This window comes from Mesorhizobium sp. STM 4661, assembly GCF_000359125.1.
Lineage (GTDB): Bacteria > Pseudomonadota > Alphaproteobacteria > Rhizobiales > Rhizobiaceae > Mesorhizobium.
Window position 1 is genome coordinate 112,851 of sequence record NZ_CAAF010000063.1, and the last position, 16,965, is coordinate 129,815.

At 63.0% G+C, this 16,965-nt stretch carries 17 protein-coding genes and 1 tRNA gene; 8 read left to right on the plus strand and 10 right to left on the minus strand.

Features of this window, described 5'->3' with window-relative positions:
• The first annotated feature begins 82 nt into the window (after window positions 1-82).
• A tRNA-Leu gene (locus MESS4_RS20755) sits at window positions 83-167 on the plus strand.
• A 118-nt stretch (window positions 168-285) separates the two neighbouring features.
• On the opposite strand, the gene MESS4_RS20760 is transcribed toward MESS4_RS20755, so the two are convergent.
• Together MESS4_RS20760 and MESS4_RS20765 are read right to left on the minus strand one after the other, a co-directional pair.
• Complete coding sequence (locus MESS4_RS20760; protein WP_006335191.1) at window positions 286-870, minus strand: GDYXXLXY domain-containing protein; 585 nt, start codon at window positions 868-870, stop codon at window positions 286-288.
• Complete coding sequence (locus MESS4_RS20765) at window positions 867-1,985, minus strand: DUF2157 domain-containing protein (protein ID WP_006335192.1); 1,119 nt, start codon at window positions 1,983-1,985, stop codon at window positions 867-869. The genes MESS4_RS20760 and MESS4_RS20765 overlap by 4 nt, the downstream gene beginning before the upstream one ends.
• A gap of 236 nt (window positions 1,986-2,221) precedes the next feature.
• Here MESS4_RS20765 and MESS4_RS32490 point away from each other — a divergent pair, with 236 nt between their 5' ends.
• From MESS4_RS32490 to MESS4_RS20780, 5 genes are all read left to right on the plus strand, one after another.
• A complete protein-coding gene (locus MESS4_RS32490; RefSeq protein ID WP_006335194.1) occupies window positions 2,222-2,362 on the plus strand; it encodes a DUF1127 domain-containing protein in 141 nt (46 codons plus the stop codon).
• Window positions 2,363-2,412: 50 nt separating this feature from the next.
• On the plus strand, window positions 2,413-2,553 hold the full coding sequence (locus MESS4_RS32495) for a DUF1127 domain-containing protein (RefSeq protein WP_006335195.1): 141 nt from the start codon (window positions 2,413-2,415) through the stop codon (window positions 2,551-2,553).
• A 383-nt stretch (window positions 2,554-2,936) separates the two neighbouring features.
• Window positions 2,937-4,346: a methylenetetrahydrofolate--tRNA-(uracil(54)-C(5))-methyltransferase (FADH(2)-oxidizing) TrmFO gene (gene trmFO / locus MESS4_RS20770; protein ID WP_006335196.1), complete on the plus strand. Its 1,410-nt coding sequence runs from the start codon at window positions 2,937-2,939 to the stop codon at window positions 4,344-4,346.
• Between the two features lie 596 nt (window positions 4,347-4,942).
• A complete protein-coding gene (locus tag MESS4_RS20775) occupies window positions 4,943-5,233 on the plus strand; it encodes a type II toxin-antitoxin system ParD family antitoxin (protein ID WP_036241790.1) in 291 nt (96 codons plus the stop codon).
• Complete coding sequence (locus tag MESS4_RS20780; protein WP_036241792.1) at window positions 5,220-5,549, plus strand: type II toxin-antitoxin system RelE/ParE family toxin; 330 nt, start codon at window positions 5,220-5,222, stop codon at window positions 5,547-5,549. Before MESS4_RS20775 ends, MESS4_RS20780 begins: the two co-directional genes overlap by 14 nt.
• Before the next feature lie 50 nt (window positions 5,550-5,599).
• Here MESS4_RS20780 and MESS4_RS20785 read toward each other — a convergent pair whose 3' ends face one another.
• From MESS4_RS20785 to yajC, 4 genes are read right to left on the minus strand one after another with little or no spacing between them, the layout of a single operon-like run.
• On the minus strand, window positions 5,600-6,469 hold the full coding sequence (locus MESS4_RS20785) for a phytoene/squalene synthase family protein (protein ID WP_006335199.1): 870 nt from the start codon (window positions 6,467-6,469) through the stop codon (window positions 5,600-5,602).
• 1 nt (window position 6,470) lies between these two features.
• On the minus strand, window positions 6,471-6,860 hold the full coding sequence (locus tag MESS4_RS20790) for an Mth938-like domain-containing protein (protein ID WP_006335200.1): 390 nt from the start codon (window positions 6,858-6,860) through the stop codon (window positions 6,471-6,473).
• Window positions 6,861-6,874: 14 nt separating this feature from the next.
• A complete protein-coding gene (secDF, locus tag MESS4_RS20795; RefSeq protein ID WP_006335201.1) occupies window positions 6,875-9,427 on the minus strand; it encodes a protein translocase subunit SecDF in 2,553 nt (850 codons plus the stop codon).
• A gap of 51 nt (window positions 9,428-9,478) precedes the next feature.
• Window positions 9,479-9,817, minus strand: a complete 339-nt coding sequence (yajC, locus tag MESS4_RS20800) for a preprotein translocase subunit YajC (protein ID WP_006335202.1) — start codon at window positions 9,815-9,817, stop codon at window positions 9,479-9,481.
• 275 nt (window positions 9,818-10,092) lie between these two features.
• Between yajC and MESS4_RS20805 the strand changes: the two genes are divergently transcribed.
• A complete protein-coding gene (locus MESS4_RS20805; RefSeq protein ID WP_006335204.1) occupies window positions 10,093-10,968 on the plus strand; it encodes an ATP-binding protein in 876 nt (291 codons plus the stop codon).
• 136 nt (window positions 10,969-11,104) lie between these two features.
• Window positions 11,105-11,935, plus strand: a complete 831-nt coding sequence (locus MESS4_RS20810; protein ID WP_006335205.1) for an isocitrate lyase/phosphoenolpyruvate mutase family protein — start codon at window positions 11,105-11,107, stop codon at window positions 11,933-11,935.
• A gap of 127 nt (window positions 11,936-12,062) precedes the next feature.
• On the opposite strand, the gene MESS4_RS20815 is transcribed toward MESS4_RS20810, so the two are convergent.
• The 4 genes from MESS4_RS20815 to serS all read right to left on the minus strand — a co-directional run bounded on the left by MESS4_RS20815 (window position 12,063) and on the right by serS (window position 16,712).
• Window positions 12,063-13,595, minus strand: coding sequence for a peptidoglycan DD-metalloendopeptidase family protein (locus tag MESS4_RS20815; protein WP_006335206.1), 1,533 nt, complete (start codon window positions 13,593-13,595; stop codon window positions 12,063-12,065).
• 392 nt (window positions 13,596-13,987) lie between these two features.
• Window positions 13,988-14,653 (minus strand): protein-L-isoaspartate(D-aspartate) O-methyltransferase, encoded by a 666-nt coding sequence (locus MESS4_RS20820; RefSeq protein WP_006335207.1) that lies wholly within the window; start codon window positions 14,651-14,653, stop codon window positions 13,988-13,990.
• On the minus strand, window positions 14,650-15,408 hold the full coding sequence (surE, locus tag MESS4_RS20825; protein WP_006335208.1) for a 5'/3'-nucleotidase SurE: 759 nt from the start codon (window positions 15,406-15,408) through the stop codon (window positions 14,650-14,652). The genes MESS4_RS20820 and surE overlap by 4 nt, the downstream gene beginning before the upstream one ends.
• Window positions 15,408-16,712 (minus strand): serine--tRNA ligase, encoded by a 1,305-nt coding sequence (serS, locus tag MESS4_RS20830; RefSeq protein ID WP_006335210.1) that lies wholly within the window; start codon window positions 16,710-16,712, stop codon window positions 15,408-15,410. The genes surE and serS overlap by 1 nt, the downstream gene beginning before the upstream one ends.
• Window positions 16,713-16,965: the final 253 nt, after the last annotated feature.

Consider the following 16,965-nt stretch of genomic DNA (forward strand, 5'->3'; position numbering starts at 1 on the left):
GGGATCATGCGCCGGCCAATGACCCCCCGATGTGGCCTGCGACATTGACAGAATGATGGCTACATGGGATTGGCCGGGCAATGCGGATGTGGCGGAATTGGTAGACGCCCTGGATTTAGGTTCCAGTGCCGAAAGGCGTGGGGGTTCGAGTCCCTTCATCCGCACCACCCTGCTTCGCCGAGGCTTCGCAGGGTCGCTTGCGACCCGGAGAAGACTTGTTGCGAACAGGAGTGTCCTCCGAAGCCTTGGCGAAGGAGAATCAATGCCAAGGCCGTCGATCTAATTCTAATAAAGCGGTTCCTCGAACAGCGTCTTGTCGCCGTCCATCAGCGCCTTGATCTGCGCGGTGCCGTCCTTGGCGATCGCGACGCGGATGCCGAATGGCCGCACCCGCATGTCGTTCTGGATCGCTATCCCCTCGCCCTCCGGCAGATAGAACCGCTCGATGCCGTAGTCCGGCGTGATCGCTGTTCCTGCCTCGCTCAGATTCCAGCCTTCGGCGATGTGCCCGACGATATCGGCCTCGTCGGCTGCGGCCGGTGCCGGCGCCTGCCCGAACCAGGCGGCGGTCGGCTGCCAATAGCCGTCGGCGCCCGGCTTCAGCCTGACCACGATCGGCGTGTTGTCGCTCGATAGCTTGCCGGCCGGGATGTTGGCGATCAGCTTCACCGGTATGCGCGAGATATCGTAGCCGAGGCGAATATAGTCGCCACGCAGGAGATCGCGCGGATCGACCGGCTCGACCTTGAGCAGAACTTGCCTGCCATCGCGCAGGATCGCCGCCCGGCCGGCGATGATCCAGCTCAAAAAGCCGATCTGCACGAGCGCCAGCACCAGCGCCGAGATGACAAGTCTTTTCCCGGTCATCATGCCGTCGCTCCTTCCAGGCTCGGCGCCTTCATGCGTTTTTCAATACGGATGATGACGAGGGCAAGGACGCCGAGAAGCACCGCGGCGGCAAGGAAGAAGCCAGCCGTGTCGAGCATCGACTGCAGCATCACCACATAGATGATGGCGAGTTCGAAGGCGAAGCCGGCATAGGCAACCCAGCGCAAGCCCCTGCTCTCGCGGCCGCCGAGCACGATCGCCGCGACAATGCCGGCAAGCGCTATGGCCGAGGCAATGGCAAAGCCGCTGCTGTAGCTCGCTTCATCCGCCAGTTGGAACTGGATCAGCGCCAGGCCGGTGAGAAAGCCGATCAGCGCGTGCAGCGGCAGCCGGCCGCCAAGCCGCAGGATCCTATCGACAGGCCCGGCAGCGAAGATCGCCGCCGCGAACAGCAGCGCCGACACAATGACGAGTGGGACAGCGACCTGCAACGTGTCGTGATCCATGGCCAGCAGCACGAGATAGAAGATGACCGACAGGATGATCAGGTGCCGCGCCGCCTGGCTGCGCGTCCAGAACGAAATGGCGAACAGCACCAACGCCATGACGACGAAGAAATGCGGAAATTCCGCGCGCCTGAAATAGTCGAACCCTTTCAGGAACAGCCAGGCATCGGCGATGCCGACGGCAGCGACGGTCAGCGGGTTCGAGCGCAGCGCGACCGCCGCCATTGCCGTGCCGGCGCCCCAGGTGACCAGGGCCGACGCCTCGTCGCCGGACAGATGATACATCTGGCCGATCAGCGCGATCGATCCGCCGAATGCCGCCGCGGCGACGATCCACAGCGCCTCGCCGATCGCCGCATGGTCGCGTGTCTTCAGCACCGCGCCGCCGACATAGCCGGCGAGGATGATGGCGAAGAGCGCCGCCACCCGCGCCAGCCGCGGGATGGCTTCCCAATTGGCGGCGACGAAGATCAGGATGGCCGCGCCAAGCAGCAGCGCCGCCATCATCGCCAGGATCGAACCGAAGCTCAGCGATTTGCGTTCATTGGCCTCGACGTCGCGCGTCAGCGCGCCGGCCGTCGGCGCATCGATCAGGCCGGCCTCTACCCATCGTGCGATATCGGCCCTGACCCGTGACGAATAGCTCGCCATGTCCTTCCCCCTTGCTTGGTCTTTTTTTCAGCCGAACCGGGCAAACCGTTGACGCCACGGCATTTTCCAATTTGGGCTTCTTTGTGACGAAGCCGTGAGCGTGTCGTGATGTTGCATTGCACAATTTGCATTGCTGCCATGCACCAATAGCGCTTTTAAATCGATATGACCCCACCTATCTTCATGGCGTACACAAAGACGGAATGATCCGAAAGAAAGACGAAACGAGAAATACCATGAACTTGATCCGCAACTACCGCAACTGGCGCCGCTACCGGGACACCGTTTCCGAGCTGAGCCGCCTGAGCAACCGTGAACTGACCGACCTCGGCATCAGCCGCAGCGACATCCACTACGTCGCTCGCAAGGCGGTCTAATCCTTTCGGACCGCAAATGGTCCGAACCAGTTTTGAAAAAGAGAACGACAATGAACCTGATCCGTAACTATCGTAACTGGCGCGTTTACCGCGACACCGTTAACGAGCTGGGTCGCCTTTCGAACCGCCAGCTCCATGATCTCGGCATCATCCGCGACGAGATCAAGATCATCGCCCGCAAGGCCATCTGAAGTTAAGGAATTTCGCCAGGGTCGACCTCCTCCCCGACCCTGACGGATACGGTCAGCCTTCACCTCCTCCCGAGGGTTGACCATCAAAACGGCGCCCGCCGCACCTCCTCCCGCGGCGGGCGCTGTTCCCAAGGGCGAAAGAATTTCGTCCCGGGCGACACGAGTTTCGTCCCCAGGGGTTTCGCCCCCTTCACCAGGCGAAAGAGATTTCGTCAAAGCCGACCTCCTCCCCGGCGATGACGAATACGGTCGATCTTCACCTCCTCCCGAGGATCGACCACCAAAACGACACCCGCCGGACCTCCTCCCCCGGCGGGTGTTGTTGTTTCCGAGGCAGGCTTGCCCAATTGCAATCGCCGCGCCGAGCGACTATTCCGGCGCTCATGAGCAAAAACCCCATTCACGTCATCGGCGGCGGCCTCGCCGGCTCGGAAGCCGCATGGCAAGCGGCCCAGGCCGGCATTCCTGTCGTGCTGCATGAAATGCGGCCGGTGCGCGGCACCGATGCGCACAAAACCGACGGCCTGGCCGAGCTTGTCTGTTCCAATTCCTTCCGCTCCGACGACGCTGAGACCAACGCGGTCGGCCTGCTGCATGCCGAAATGCGGCTGGCCGGATCGCTGATCATGAGCGCTGGCGATGCAAACCAGGTGCCGGCCGGCGGCGCGCTGGCCGTCGACCGCGACGGGTTTTCGCAAGCTGTGACCAGCAAGCTTGAAGCGCACCCGCTCATCACTATCCAGCGCGAGGAAGTGCCAGGCCTGCCGCCGGCGGACTGGGACCAGGCGATCATCGCCACGGGCCCGCTGACGGCGCCGTCGCTTGCCCAATCGATCGCCGAAGCGACCGGCGCCGACGCGCTTGCCTTCTTCGACGCCATCGCCCCGATCGTGCATTTCGACACGATCGACATGAACATTTGCTGGTTCCAGTCGCGCTACGACAAGGTCGGTCCCGGCGGCACCGGCAAGGACTACATCAACTGTCCGATGGACAAGGAGCAATATCTCGCCTTCGTGCAGGCGCTTGTCGACGGCCAGAAGACCGAGTTCAAGCAATGGGAAGGCACGCCCTATTTCGACGGCTGCCTGCCGATCGAGGTGATGGCCGAACGCGGCGTCGAGACGCTGCGCCATGGGCCGATGAAGCCGATGGGGCTGACCAATGCCCACAATCCCGGCGTGAAAGCCTATGCGGTCGTCCAACTGCGACAGGACAATGCGCTGGGCACGCTCTACAACATGGTCGGCTTCCAGACCAAGCTGAAGCATGCCGAGCAGGTGCGCGTGTTCCGCGCCGTCCCCGGCCTCGAAAATGCCGATTTCGCCCGCCTCGGCGGCCTGCACCGCAACACCTACATCAATTCACCGACGCTGCTCGACGCCTCGCTGCAATTGAAGTCGCGACCAGGCCTGCGTTTCGCCGGCCAGATCACCGGCTGCGAAGGCTATGTCGAGAGTGCGGCCATCGGCCTGCTTGCCGGTCGCTTCGCCGCCGCCGAGCGGCTGGGCCATGCACCCTCGCTGCCGCCGCTGACCACCGCCTTCGGCGCGCTGCTCAACCACATCACCGGCGGCCACATCATCTCCGATGACGAACCCGGAAAGCGCTCCTTCCAGCCGATGAACGTCAATTTTGGCCTGTTTCCGCCGGTGGAAGCGCCGAAGACCGAGGGCAAACGCCTGCGCGGCAAGGACAAGACAGTGGCCAAGCGGCACGCGGTGACGTCGCGCGCGCTGGCGGATTGCCGCGAGTGGCTTAGGCTGCCCTCACAGGCGCAAGCGGCCGCGTAGCCATGCCTGACTTCTCCATTCTGCCGCAGCTTGTGCCACCGGGCTGGCCAACGAGTGAAGAACCTTACGCTGGCGACTACGAAATTGTCTGGAGCATCTACATTAGATGCAATAACCTGCGGAAATTGCGCGACGTTCATATACCAGCGCTTGAAGCGTTGATCGGCCAACCCCACGACGGCAGGGGCTGGGTGATCGACAACGAGAATTACAATGAGAACCGCGACCGAAGCTTGAAGAGGATTGTTGCTGTAAAGCGACTTGAAAGTTCTTACACCGAGCAGTTCCTCCTCGATTTCATGAAGACGCTCTACTCGCTGTCGCCGTCCTGGACCATCCAAGCCCGTCTGAACACATCACATCCTCTTGGTGTGTATGTCTGCGGTCATTTCTCACGGGAGACGCCGGCTTCAGAGGCGCCGGCAGTCGTCGACGCACTCATCGAGTTGACGCCCGCTTTGCGGGCGACGGTCAATCTGGGCGTTACATTGGCTCGGGTCAACGCATCAGCGGTTAGTCCGGCCGCGGAAGCTTCCATTGGAATCTTGGATAGAGTAGGATACTATCCTACCCCAAACCATACGGGGAGCTGTATTATGGAAGCCGCCGAGAAACTGTCAGTCACCGTCACGCCCGCCATGGCGCGCATGATCCGTAAAAAAGTCGAGGAAGGCTCCTTCGGATCGGCAAGCGAGGTCATCCGCGCTGCACTTCGCGCCTTCCAGCGTGAAGAGGAAGAACACGCCGAGCGCATGGCCTCGATAAGGGCGCGCGTGAAGGCCTCGATCGAGGATGAGAGGCCGAACCTTTCTGGGGAGGAGGTTCGCGACCGACTTAAGGGCTTCTTCGCGCAGTATTCGAGCCGCGCCGATGATTCGGCGGCTTGAGGTCGAGTATCGCGAAAGCGCCAGCAATGATCTGGCAGCAATTTTCAGACACATCGTCGAGGCCCGCGGAAGTCCTGACGTCGCACTGAAATTCGTTCTTCGCATCGAAGACCGCTGCCAGAGCATCGGCAATGCGCCTCGCGGCGGTCGTTCCCGCGACGACATCGTGCCAGGATTGCGAACAGTTCCGTTCGAGCATTCTGCCGTCATTGCTTACATCATCGATGACGGTCTCGTCCGCATCGTCAACATCTTCTATGGCGGTCGCGATTACGAGACGCTGATGCGCGATGGTGATTCGAGCGAGCCAGCATGACGGCACGGCAACTTTGTCTCGGTTGTCGTCGCTCGAACCAGTTGGATCGATCAGGTCGTTGACGGAACCCAGCCGCGCGTCGCGCGGCGCAACAGCAGCCAATGCCGGCGCACAGCCGAGAGCCGCGCCACGCTGCGCAGAGCTGAATGACGGACGCTTTCCATCTTGCCGAGATAGGCGCGCGACAGAGCCAGCGGCAGGAACGCCGGACGCAGCGAGGCCGGCAAGGCCGATGCCCCTTGCTCAAAGGCTGAAAAATGCTCGCGCGCCAGCGCGATCATCGCCGCCACGGCGCGTTGCGCGCCAGGGCCGCCATCGCCTTTGACGAACTCTTCCGGCGAGGAGCCGGCGGCCGCAAGAACATCCGCCGGCACGAAGCATTGGCCGCGCCTGCGATGCAGCGGCAACAGCAGCAGAAGACCGGTCATTGCCTGCGCGCAGCCTGCCCTGCCCGCCAGCTCGGCGAAACGCGGCGCTGCAATGGGGTCGAGCACCATCGCCGCGAGCTGGATGAGCGCAGCCGCCGTCTCGCCGCAATAGCCTTCCAGATCGGTACGCGACGGCATCGGATCGTCGTAAAGGTCGAAGATACGCGCATCGAGCATGTTGTCGAATGCCGGCTTCGGCAGGCGGTGGGTGGAAATCGTGGCCTTCAAGGCGTCGGCGACGGGATGACCGACGCCTGCCCCGTCATCTGCTGCCCCATCCTCCCCTGCAATGGCGTCGCGCCACCATTGCAGCCGCACCTCGCCGGGCAGCGGCTCATGGATGCGGTCGCGGATACCTGATATCTCGGCGTTGAAGGCATAGAGCGAAAACAGCGCGCCGCGCTTGTCCGCGGGCGCATAGAGCGCCGTGAGATAGCGGTCGTGGTCGGCGGCGCGCACCGCGTCCATGACGATTTTTGCGTTGTCGATCATCTCAATCGACGGCGATGAGCGCGGCGGCCACCGCGCGGTTTTCCGCCAGTAGAACGTTGTAGGTCCGCACCGCCGCACCAGTCGACATCGGGTCGGAGGAAATGCCCGCCGCCTTCAATGCGGCACGCAGCGCGGCCGGCAATGGTCTCAGATCGTTGCCGGTGCCGACCAGCAGGATCTCGACCTTGTCGGCCTCGCTAAGCAGTTTCTCGAAATCCGCCGCCGTAAGCGCTGTAGCGTCGGCCGGCTGCCAACCGTGGATGCCGGACGGCAGGCACAGAAGCGAGCCGCGATGCGACATGTCGGCGAAACGAAAACCGCCATTGCCATAGGCCTCGATCGGTGCACGGCCGGGGAAATGCGCCTCGCGGATGACGATGCCTTTGGCCACTACCGCAGCGGCCGTCAGGTCGCCACGGCTTTGCCGCCGCTCACTGGCTTTTCCTCGTCGGAGGTTGCGCTCTCGCCCCGCAGCTTGAACAGGATGAGCAACGGCGCGGCGATGAAGATCGACGAATAGGTTCCGAAGACAACGCCGAACAGCATCGCCAGCGTGAACGAGCGGATCACCTCGCCGCCGAACAGCACCAGCGCCAACAGCGCCAGGATCGTCGTCACCGCGGTCAGCGTCGTTCTCGACAGAGTCTCGTTGATGGCATTGTTCAGCAATTGCGGCAGCGGCATCTTCTTGTATTTTCGCAAATCCTCGCGAACACGGTCATAGACGACGATCGTGTCGTTCAAGGAATAACCGATGATGGTCAGGATCGCCGCCAGCGACGATTGGTTGAATTCGAGCCCGGTGATGACGAAGAAGCCGATGGTCATGACGATGTCGTGCACGGTCGCAATGATCGCGCCGACCGCGAACTGCCATTCGAAGCGGAACCAGACATAGACCAGGATGCCGAGCAGCGCGACCAGCATGGCGATCGTGCCTTGCTTGGCGAGTTCGCCGGAAACCGTCGGCCCCACCACTTCGACACGGCGGAAGTCATAGTTGTCCTGCAGTTCGCCGCGCACCTTGTCGATGACGGTCTGTTCGGCGTTCTCGCCGCCGTCCTGCGTGCCGACGCGGATCAGCACATCGGTCGGCTCGCCGAACTGCTGCACCTGCACCTCTCCGATGTTGAGTTCCGAGAGCCTGCCGCGGATGTCGCCAAGATCGGCGTTGCCATTCTTGGCCTGCACCTCGATCAACGAACCGCCCTTGAAGTCGATGCCGTAGTTGAGGTCCATCGTCATGAACAGCACCACCGACAGGATCGAAAGCATGCTCGACAGCGCGAATGTCCAGCGGCGGATGCCCATGAACGGAATTTTCGTACCCGGCGGAATGAAGGTCACCGGTGCCCGCGGCAACTCCTTCGGCCGCGCGCGGCGAAGCCAGATCGACACCAGCAGCCGGGTGAAGGTGAAGGCGGTGAAGACGGTGGTCAGGATGCCGATGGCGAAGGTTATGGCAAAACCCTTGACCGGCCCGGTGCCGATCCAGAACAGCACCACCGTCGCGATCAGCGCCGTGACGTTGGAATCGACGATGGTCGCCAGCGCCTTGGTGAAACCGGTGTCGATCGCCTGGATCACCGAGCGGCCGGCTCGTCGCTCTTCGCGGATGCGCTCGTAGATGAGAACGTTGGAATCGACCGCCATGCCGATGGTCAGCACAATACCGGCAATGCCGGGCAAGGTCAGCGTCGCGCCAAGCAGCGACAACAACCCGATGATCATCGCCACATGCACTGCCAGCGCAAGGTTGGCGAGGAAGCCGAGGAAGCCGTAGGCGACGAACATGAAGACGACGACGAGGATGGAGCCAATCACACCGGCGACCTTGCCGGCTTGAATAGAATCCTGGCCGAGGCCTGGACCCACCGTGCGCTCCTCGATCACCGTCAGCGTCGCAGGCAGCGCGCCGGCGCGCAGCAGCACGGCGAGGTCGTTGGCGCTCTGGGCAGTGAAACTGCCGGAAATCTGGCCGGAGCCGCCCAGGATCGGCTCGCGGATCTGCGGCGCCGAAATCACCTGATTGTCGAGGATGATGGCGAACAGCTTGCCGACATTCTGCGAGGTCGCCTGGCCGAAGCGCGCCGCCCCTTTGGAATCGAAGGTGAACGAAACCACCGGCTCGTTGGTCTGCGAGTTGAATGTCGCTTGCGCGTCGGCCAGGTTTTCACCCGAAACGATGACGCGGTTCTCGATCAGATAAGGGACCGGTGGATCGTCCTGCGAATACAGCACCGAGGATCCCGCCGGCGGACGGCCGTTGAGCGCATCCTGCACCGGCATCGACTGGTCTACCATCTGGAACGTCAGCTTGGCGGTCTGACCGAGGATTTCCTTCAGCCGTTGCGGATCCTGCAGACCCGGCACCTGGACCAGAATGCGATCGTCGCCCTGGCGCTGCACGATCGGCTCGGTGGTGCCGAGTTCGTTGACGCGGCGGTCGACGACCTCGATCGACTGCGTCAACGCCGTCGACGTGCGGTATTTGATGCCGGCGTCGGTGACGGTGAATTTGAGCAGGCCGGGCTCGGAATCATCCAGCGCCATCTCCTGAACGGAGCCGCCGGTGAACAGGCCCGCGGCCACCGGAGCGGTCAATGGCTTCAGCGCCGTCTTGGCGGCATCGATCTGCGCAGGATCGGTGATGCGGACCTGCACGGTCCGGCCCGATCCGGCAAGGCCGGTATAGCCGACCTTGGCGTCGCGCAGCAGCGTCCTGATCTCGTCGCGCGTCGTCTCCAGCCGATCCTTGATCAGATCGTTCGGATCCATCCTGAGCAGGATGTGCGAGCCGCCCTGCAGATCGAGGCCGAGCGTCATCTGTCGCTTCGGCACCCAATCGGGAAGCTTGGCGAGCGTGCTTGCAGGGAAAAGATTGGGCGCAGCGAGGATCACTGTGGCGGCCACGGCCAGCCAGATCAGGATCATCTTGGAGCGCGAAAAATAAAGCATATAGCGTCGTCCGTCAGGGCATGCTGGCGGATCGTTCCGCCGACAATTCGGTTATTTCTTGGCGTTCTGATTCGCCACCGGCTCGCCCTTGACGCGCACATCGGCGATCGTCGAGCGCAGCGCCGTCACCTTGATGCCGGCGCCGAGATCGATCTCGAGCTCATTGTCGTCGATCACCTTGGTCACCTTGCCGACGAAGCCGCCGCCGGTGACGACCGTGTCGCCGCGGCGAACGGCCGCCAGCATCTCGCCGCGCTTCTTCAACTGCGTGCGCTGCGGCCGGATGATCAGAAAATACATGATCACGAAAATCAGGACAAACGGCAAAATGCTGATGAACATATCCGGAGAGGCGCCGACGCCTTGGGCGTATGCCGGTGTAACGAACATCGAGGTACTCCTGAATGGTGAAAAGCCGCCACAAGGCGGTCCCGCGAAATTTGGCCGGAATATAGTCGGTAAAGTTGCCAATGCAACTGCGCTGCCGGGCATTTCAGTTGCTTTTCCGGCTTGTTGAGCCGTGTTAGAGCGTGATCTCGAAAAATGAAGCCCGGTTTCCAGAAAAGATCATGCTCTAACAAAAGGTTGGAACAGGTTCCGAAACTGCTGGAATCAAATAGGTTCCACGCCATGCCTCCCTGAAAGCGAAACAAAAAAGACAAAAAATGACCGACAGCACCCTCGAAGCCCTGAACCAGAAGCTCGACCGCCTGATCGAGGCAGTCACTCGCCTTGCCCCGCCGCCGGTGCCGCAAACCGACCTTGGCGAGGCCGATTGCTTCGTCTGGCAGGCCGATCCGGGCTATCTGGAACCGGTGCGCAAGGTCAATCGCGTCGACATCGGCCTGATCCGCGGCGTCGACCGCGTCCGCGACATATTGGTCGACAACACCGAGCGCTTTGCCGCCGGCTATGCCGCCAACAATGTGCTGTTATGGGGCGCGCGCGGCATGGGCAAATCGTCGCTGGTCAAGGCCGTGCACGCCGCCGTCAATGGATCGGCAAAGATCGACCTGCCGCTCAAGCTCATCGAAATCCATCGCGAGGACATTGACACGCTGCCGAAGCTGATGGGGTTGCTGAAGATGGCGCCTTACCGCTTCATCCTGTTTTGCGACGACCTCTCCTTCGACCATGACGACACCTCCTACAAGTCGCTGAAGGCGGCGCTCGAAGGTGGCGTCGAGGGCCGCCCGGCCAATGTCATCTTCTACGCCACCTCGAACCGGCGCCATTTGTTGCCGCGCGACATGATCGACAATGAGCGCTCGACCGCCATCAATCCGTCCGAGGCGGTCGAGGAGAAGGTTTCGCTGTCCGACCGTTTCGGCCTCTGGCTTGGCTTCCACAAATGCTCGCAGGACGAATATCTCGACATGATCGACGGCTATATCAGCCATCACGACCTTGCCATCGATCCCGAGACGCTGCGCGCCGAGGCGCTGGAATGGGCGACAACGCGCGGCAGCCGATCGGGCCGTGTCGCCTGGCAATTCACCCAGGATCTGGCTGGCAGGCTGGGCAGGCCGCTCAAGGACTAGCAACTGTCGTCCGAAGCCGTCGGGCATATGGCCCGGCTTTCGCAAAACGCCTGCGCCGCAGCTCTGTTCTTTCTTTGTTCTCGAATTTGTGTCATTTTTTCTTGTCAAGCTCCGGTGACTCGAAGGCTGAAGGGGAATGCAACTGGAAAACAAGGGCGCAGCTTTTCGCAAGCTTCATGAGGAACCAGGCGCGTTCGTCATTCCCAATCCTTGGGACGTCGGCACGGCGCGGATCCTCGCAGCCATGGGTTTTCGTGCCCTCGCCACCACCAGCGCCGGCATGGCGTTCTCTCTCGGCGTTGCCGAGGGACAAGTCTCGCGAGAGGACACTTTAGGCCACTGCCGGGCCATCGCGGCGGCGACACCGCTCCCCGTCTCGGCCGATCTCGAGAAAGGCTTCGGCGACAGTCCGCAAAGTGCTGCCGAGACGATCAAGGCCGCTGCCGGCATCGGCCTGGCAGGGTGTTCCCTCGAGGATCACACCGGCAGGCGCGATGATCCGATCTACAGCTTTGCACTTGCGGTCGAGCGGATCGAGGCGGCCGCGCAGGCGCGCCGCGCACTGTCTGATGATTTCGTCCTGACGGCGCGCTGCGAGAACTTCCTGTGGGGGCGTCCCGATCTGGATGACACCATTCGCAGACTGCAGGCTTTCGAGAAGGCTGGAGCCGATGTGCTCTACGCGCCCGGCCTCCATGACCTCGGCATGATCCGCACCGTTTGCAGCGCCGTGACGAAACCGGTCAATGTCGTGATGGGCATGCCCGGCGCTACGTTTGATGTGGCCGAACTGGCGGACGCCGGCGTCAAGCGGATCAGCGTCGGCTCGGCGCTGGCACGGCTTGCTTTTGGCAACTTCGTCCGCGCCGCGCGGGAGATGAGATCCGCAGGGACCTTCCGGTTTTCCGAAGAAGCCATGGGCTTCGCGGAACTAGAGGGCTTCTTCACCGGATCGACGAAGGCTTGAGAGCCAGCGACTGAAAAAGCCCGCCCCTAGGCAGGGCGGGCTAAGCCGGCGGGCCGGACTGGAGGTCAGGCGGCCTGCAATCGTTTTTTCTTCTATTCGAGATAGGTCGACGGATCGGCTCTTCCTTTTACTCAAGATAGGTCGAAGGATCGACCGGCGCCGAGTTCTTGCGCACTTCGAAATGAAGCTTCGGCGAGTCGGTCGTACCGCTCATGCCGGACAGCGCGATTTCCTGGCCGCGCTTGACCTTCTGGCCGCGCTGCACCTCGATCGAGCTGGCGTGGCCATAGACCGTGACCAGCCCATTCTCGTGGCGCACCAACACCGTGTTGCCGAATTCCTTGAGGCCGTCGCCGGCATAGATGACGACGCCGTTCTCGGCCGCCTTGACCGGTGTTCCCTCGGGCACGGCAATGTCGACACCGTCCTTGCCGCCGCCAAAGCCGGAGATCACGCGGCCGCGCACCGGCCAGCGCATCTTGCCGATGCCGGTGGCGTCAGGCGCCACCGCGTCGTCGTCCTCGGCCTGCTGGATGACCTTGGCATCCTTCTTTGGCGGCGTATAGGAGGCGAGCGTTTCGGTCGGCGTGGTCTTGGCCGCCGGCGGGGTGGTGGCCGTCGTCACCGGATCGACCTTCGCCGGCTTGGCGCTGGCGACGACAGCGGTGCCGCCGGCCGGAACCTTCAGCGTCTGGCCGATCTTGAGCAGACCGTCCTGCATGCCGTTCGCCTGCTTCAGCGCAACAACGCCAACGCCGGTCTTCCTGGCGATGGCGGACAGCGTATCGCCCTGCTGAACCGTGTAGGTGCCACCGGCACCGGTCGCCTTGGGCGCGGCCTTTGCGTCTTTCGGCTGGCCTGCCGCGGCCGACGCATCCACCTGCGCGGCGGACTTGCCCTCCTTGAGCTTCGGCTGCTGCGGCAACACGGCCACCTTCTCCGGCGCACTGGCCGGCACATCGTGCTTGGTGCCGTTCGCGGGCTTGACGTCGGCAAGCTTCGGCGCGGCCTCCTTGCTCGAATAGGCATAGGCCGGGATGACCAGCTTCTGGCCGCTCCTCAACCCCTTGGTCTCGCTCAACCCGTTGACCTTCATGATGGCGTCGGCGGGCACGCCATAGCGCCGCGACAGGCCGGAAATGGTTTCGCCATCCTTGACGATGATCTCGGTGGCATGCGGCTTGCCGCCCGCCGTCGCCATGCGCGGCGCATCAGGCTCGGCGTCCTTGAACGGCCTTGCCGCCGGAGCGACGGTGCCGGTTGCCGTGCGGTCGACACGAGGCGCGTCAGGCGCCAGGGCCGGCGCTGAAGCAGTGCGCACCGGATTTTCGGCGGGCGCCAGCGCCGGAGCCGGCTGCGCGTGGCTGACCGGCGGCAATTGCCGCGTCGTCACCGGCTCGAGGCTGGAGCGGCTGACCGACTGGGTGTAGGTGCCGTCGACCGGTGCTGCCGCCACCGGGGCGTCGCCCGGATAAGGCTGGGCAGCGTCTTGCTTGTCGATGATGGCGCGCTGGTTGTTGGTCGAGGCGGTGAAGACGTCGTCGACGCCATTGAACCGCGCCACCTGGGAACTGCACCCTGCCGCGGCGCCCGCGACCATGAGGACGGCGCAGCCACGCGCCAGATTGCGTCCGTTTGCCTTCAAAACACTGAATTGCATCGCACTAACCCGCACAGACCCGGTACAAACTGAGCGTGATTAAAGCGCGTTAATGTTACTGGTCGGTTAAACCTCTAGAATCAGACGCAAATTTTCTTAAAATATTTCGAGGATCGAGCGCTGGGTGTGTTGAGATTCAGGTCAGGCCGAGCCGGAGTCGAAGACGGGCGCGAAGCGACCAAACAAGGTGGATTCCGAGAACCGGAGCGGAGCGTACTTTCGGGTACGTGAGCCCGCGCATGACCCCGAAATCGATCTCGATTTCGGAAAGGATCATGCGCGAAATCAAAGTTCTACAGCGTCCTTTGCACGCCCAATAGGGCGCGCGGCGCTGTCGGCAAGCGCAGGAAACCGCCATTTGCAGGCCGGCCTCACCTGAATCTCAACACACCCTAGATGACGGCAGCGACGCTGCGCAGGATAGGCTGCAGGCGCACGATGCCGATATCCTCACGTTCGAAGCGGCTGCCGACCTTGGTCAGCTTGGCCACCACTTGCTCGCCCTCTTCGGGGCCGATCGGCGCGATGACGATGCCGCCGCTCGACAGCTGGTCGAGCAGGAAACGCGGCAGGCTGTCGAAGGCCGCCCACGCGACGATGCGGTCGAACGGCGCTTCATTGGCCAGCCCGTTGGAGCCGTCTGCTTGGCGCGCAATGGCATTGCCGATGCCGAGCGCCTCGAAACGCTGTTTGGCCTGCTCGGCCAGCGTCTTGTAGCGGTCGATGGTGACGACCCGCGCCGCAAGCCGCGACATCACCGCCGCCGTGTAGCCGGATCCGGTGCCGATCTCGAGCACGCGGTTGCCCGGCTCGATGGCGAGTGCGGCGATCACCGCCGCTTGCAGGTCGGCGCCTTCGATCGCCTCGCCGCATTCGATCGGCAGCATGCGGTCCGACCAGGCGATCGGATGGAAATGCGCGGAAAGGAAACCACGCCGCGGCGTCGCCTCGAAGGCGGCGATCAGCGCCTTCGGCACTGTTCCCCTGCCACGCAAGCGAAGCAGGAAAGCGGCAAAGCCTTCGCGGTCGTCGACCGCCGGACCGTGGTTCAGGTTCATGCGAGCGCCTTGGTCAGTTGATCGCGGATTTCGTGAGCGGTGAGATCGAGCTGCAGCGGCGTCACCGACACCAGCCGATTGCGCAGGGCATGGAGGTCCGTGCCCTGCTTGCCCTCGACCGGCTCGCGGCCGAAGCGCAGCCAATAATAGGGCAGTCCGCGCCCATCGCGGCGCTCGTCGACCCACAGGCTGTGGACGAGCTTGCCTTGCGAGGTCACCACCGTGCCGGCGATCTCGTCAGGGAGACAATTCGGAAAATTGACGTTGAGCAACACGCCATCTGGCAATGGCGTCGCGACAAGCTTCTTGAGCAACGCCGGCGCCAGCGCCTCTGTGGTCTCGTAGGGGACGACGCGGTCCTCGCCGACATAGCTGTAGCCTTGGCTGAGCGCGATCGAGCGGATGCCGAGCAGCGCGCCTTCCATGGCGCCGGCGACGGTTCCCGAATAGGTGACGTCGTCGGCAATATTGGCGCCGGAATTGACGCCCGACAGGATCAGGTCGGGCGCGCCGGGCAGGATTTTCTTCACGCCCATGATGACGCAGTCGGTCGGCGTTCCGCGCACGGCATAATGTTTCTCGCCGATCTTGCGCAGGCGCAACGGCTCCGAGATCGACAGCGAATGCGCGTAGCCGGACTGGTCCTGCTCCGGCGCCACCACCCAGACGTCGTCGGACAAGGTTCGGGCGACGCGTTCGAGCGACGCCAGGCCCTCGGCGTGGATACCGTCGTCATTGGTCAGGAGAATGCGCATTACTTCGATTCGATCTTTGCAAGGCCACCCATATAAGGCCGCAGCGCTTCAGGAATGGTTACGCTGCCATCTTCATTCTGGTAGTTTTCGATGACAGCTATAAGCGCGCGGCCGACGGCGGTGCCCGAACCGTTCAGCGTATGGACGAAGCGGTTGCCCTTGCCTTCCTTGTCCTTGTAGCGGGCATCCATGCGCCGCGCCTGGAAATCGCCGCACACCGAGCATGACGAAATCTCGCGATAGGCGTTCTGGCCGGGCAGCCAGACCTCGATGTCGTAGGTCTTGCGCGCGCCAAAACCCATGTCGCCGGTGCACAGCGTCATGGTGCGGAACGGCAGCTCCAGTCGCTTCAGCACTTCCTCTGCGCACGCGGTCATCCGCTCATGTTCGGCGAGCGAAGAGTCCTGGTCGGTGATCGAGACCAACTCGACCTTGTAGAACTGGTGCTGGCGCAGCATGCCGCGCGTATCGCGCCCGGCCGAGCCGGCTTCCGAGCGGAAGCACGGCGTCAGCGCGGTGTAGCGCAGCGGCAGTTTTTCATGCGCCGTGATTTCTTCGCGAACGAGATTGGTAAGCGGGACTTCGGCAGTCGGAATCAAGCCCAGCCTGCCGTCTCCGTGCGGGGCGAAGAACAGGTCTTCCTCGAACTTCGGCAACTGCCCGGTGCCATAGAGAGCCTCATCACGCACCATCAGTGGCGGCCGGATCTCTTCATAGCCGTGCTCAATCGTGTGCAGGTCGAGCATGAACTGGCCGAGCGCGCGCTCCATGCGCGCCAGCCCGCTCTTCAGCACGGTGAAGCGCGAGCCCGACAGTTTCGCCGCCCGCTCGAAATCCATCATGCCGAGCGCTTCGCCGATCTCGAAATGCTCCTTCACCCAGTTCGGCCGGGTCGGCACCTTGCCGACCGTGCGCTTGACGACATTGTCGTGCTCGTCCTTGCCGACCGGCACGTCGTCGAGCGGCACGTTGGGCAGCACGGCCAGCGCATCGTTCAGCGCCTTGTCGAGTTCGCGTTCGCGCGCCTCGCCATTCTGGATGAAGGCCTTGATCTCGCCGACCTCGGCTTTCAGCCTTTCGGCGAGTGCGGCATCGCCCGAACGCATGGCGTTGCCGATCTCCTTCGACGCGGCGTTGCGGCGCTCCTGCCTGGTCTGCAGCTCGGTCAGATGTTCGCGCCGCGCCTCGTCCCTGGCAATCAGATCGTCGACCGTGGACTGCGCATCCTCAGCCGACCACGAGCGCTTCTTGAGCGCCTCGGCAAGGGCCTTCGGGTTGTCGCGAATCCATTTGATGTCAAGCATGGTCTTGAACGCTCCTGAGCTAGGTCCGAGGGCGTAAACCGCATCCTTGGTCGATGCAAGATGTCAAGGCCGAGTTCCTTCGCGCCCCCCTCTGTCCTGCCGGACATCTCCCCCTCAAGGGGGGAGATTGGCTGTCATCACGACTTTCGCCAATCTCCAGCGTTCAAGAATTGGGCCGTTGGTGAAGCTGCCAATCTCCCCCCTTGAGGGGGAGATGTCCGGCAGGACAGAGGGGGGCGCTGTCCCGCGGATC

What these genes read in the sequence shown, in the direction of transcription:
- MESS4_RS20760 (WP_006335191.1), bottom strand. Translation starts at nt 870, where the DNA reads ATGATGACCGGGAAAAGACTTGTCATCTCGGCGCTGGTGCTGGCGCTC.
- MESS4_RS20765 (WP_006335192.1), bottom strand. Translation starts at nt 1,985, where the DNA reads ATGGCGAGCTATTCGTCACGGGTCAGGGCCGATATCGCACGATGGGTA.
- MESS4_RS32490 (WP_006335194.1), top strand. Translation starts at nt 2,222, where the DNA reads ATGAACTTGATCCGCAACTACCGCAACTGGCGCCGCTACCGGGACACC.
- MESS4_RS32495 (WP_006335195.1), top strand. Translation starts at nt 2,413, where the DNA reads ATGAACCTGATCCGTAACTATCGTAACTGGCGCGTTTACCGCGACACC.
- trmFO (WP_006335196.1), top strand. Translation starts at nt 2,937, where the DNA reads ATGAGCAAAAACCCCATTCACGTCATCGGCGGCGGCCTCGCCGGCTCG.
- MESS4_RS20775 (WP_036241790.1), top strand. Translation starts at nt 4,943, where the DNA reads ATGGAAGCCGCCGAGAAACTGTCAGTCACCGTCACGCCCGCCATGGCG.
- MESS4_RS20785 (WP_006335199.1), bottom strand. Translation starts at nt 6,469, where the DNA reads ATGATCGACAACGCAAAAATCGTCATGGACGCGGTGCGCGCCGCCGAC.
- secDF (WP_006335201.1), bottom strand. Translation starts at nt 9,427, where the DNA reads ATGCTTTATTTTTCGCGCTCCAAGATGATCCTGATCTGGCTGGCCGTG.
- yajC (WP_006335202.1), bottom strand. Translation starts at nt 9,817, where the DNA reads ATGTTCGTTACACCGGCATACGCCCAAGGCGTCGGCGCCTCTCCGGAT.
- MESS4_RS20805 (WP_006335204.1), top strand. Translation starts at nt 10,093, where the DNA reads ATGACCGACAGCACCCTCGAAGCCCTGAACCAGAAGCTCGACCGCCTG.
- MESS4_RS20810 (WP_006335205.1), top strand. Translation starts at nt 11,105, where the DNA reads ATGCAACTGGAAAACAAGGGCGCAGCTTTTCGCAAGCTTCATGAGGAA.
- MESS4_RS20815 (WP_006335206.1), bottom strand. Translation starts at nt 13,595, where the DNA reads ATGCAATTCAGTGTTTTGAAGGCAAACGGACGCAATCTGGCGCGTGGC.
- MESS4_RS20820 (WP_006335207.1), bottom strand. Translation starts at nt 14,653, where the DNA reads ATGAACCTGAACCACGGTCCGGCGGTCGACGACCGCGAAGGCTTTGCC.
- surE (WP_006335208.1), bottom strand. Translation starts at nt 15,408, where the DNA reads ATGCGCATTCTCCTGACCAATGACGACGGTATCCACGCCGAGGGCCTG.
- serS (WP_006335210.1), bottom strand. Translation starts at nt 16,712, where the DNA reads ATGCTTGACATCAAATGGATTCGCGACAACCCGAAGGCCCTTGCCGAG.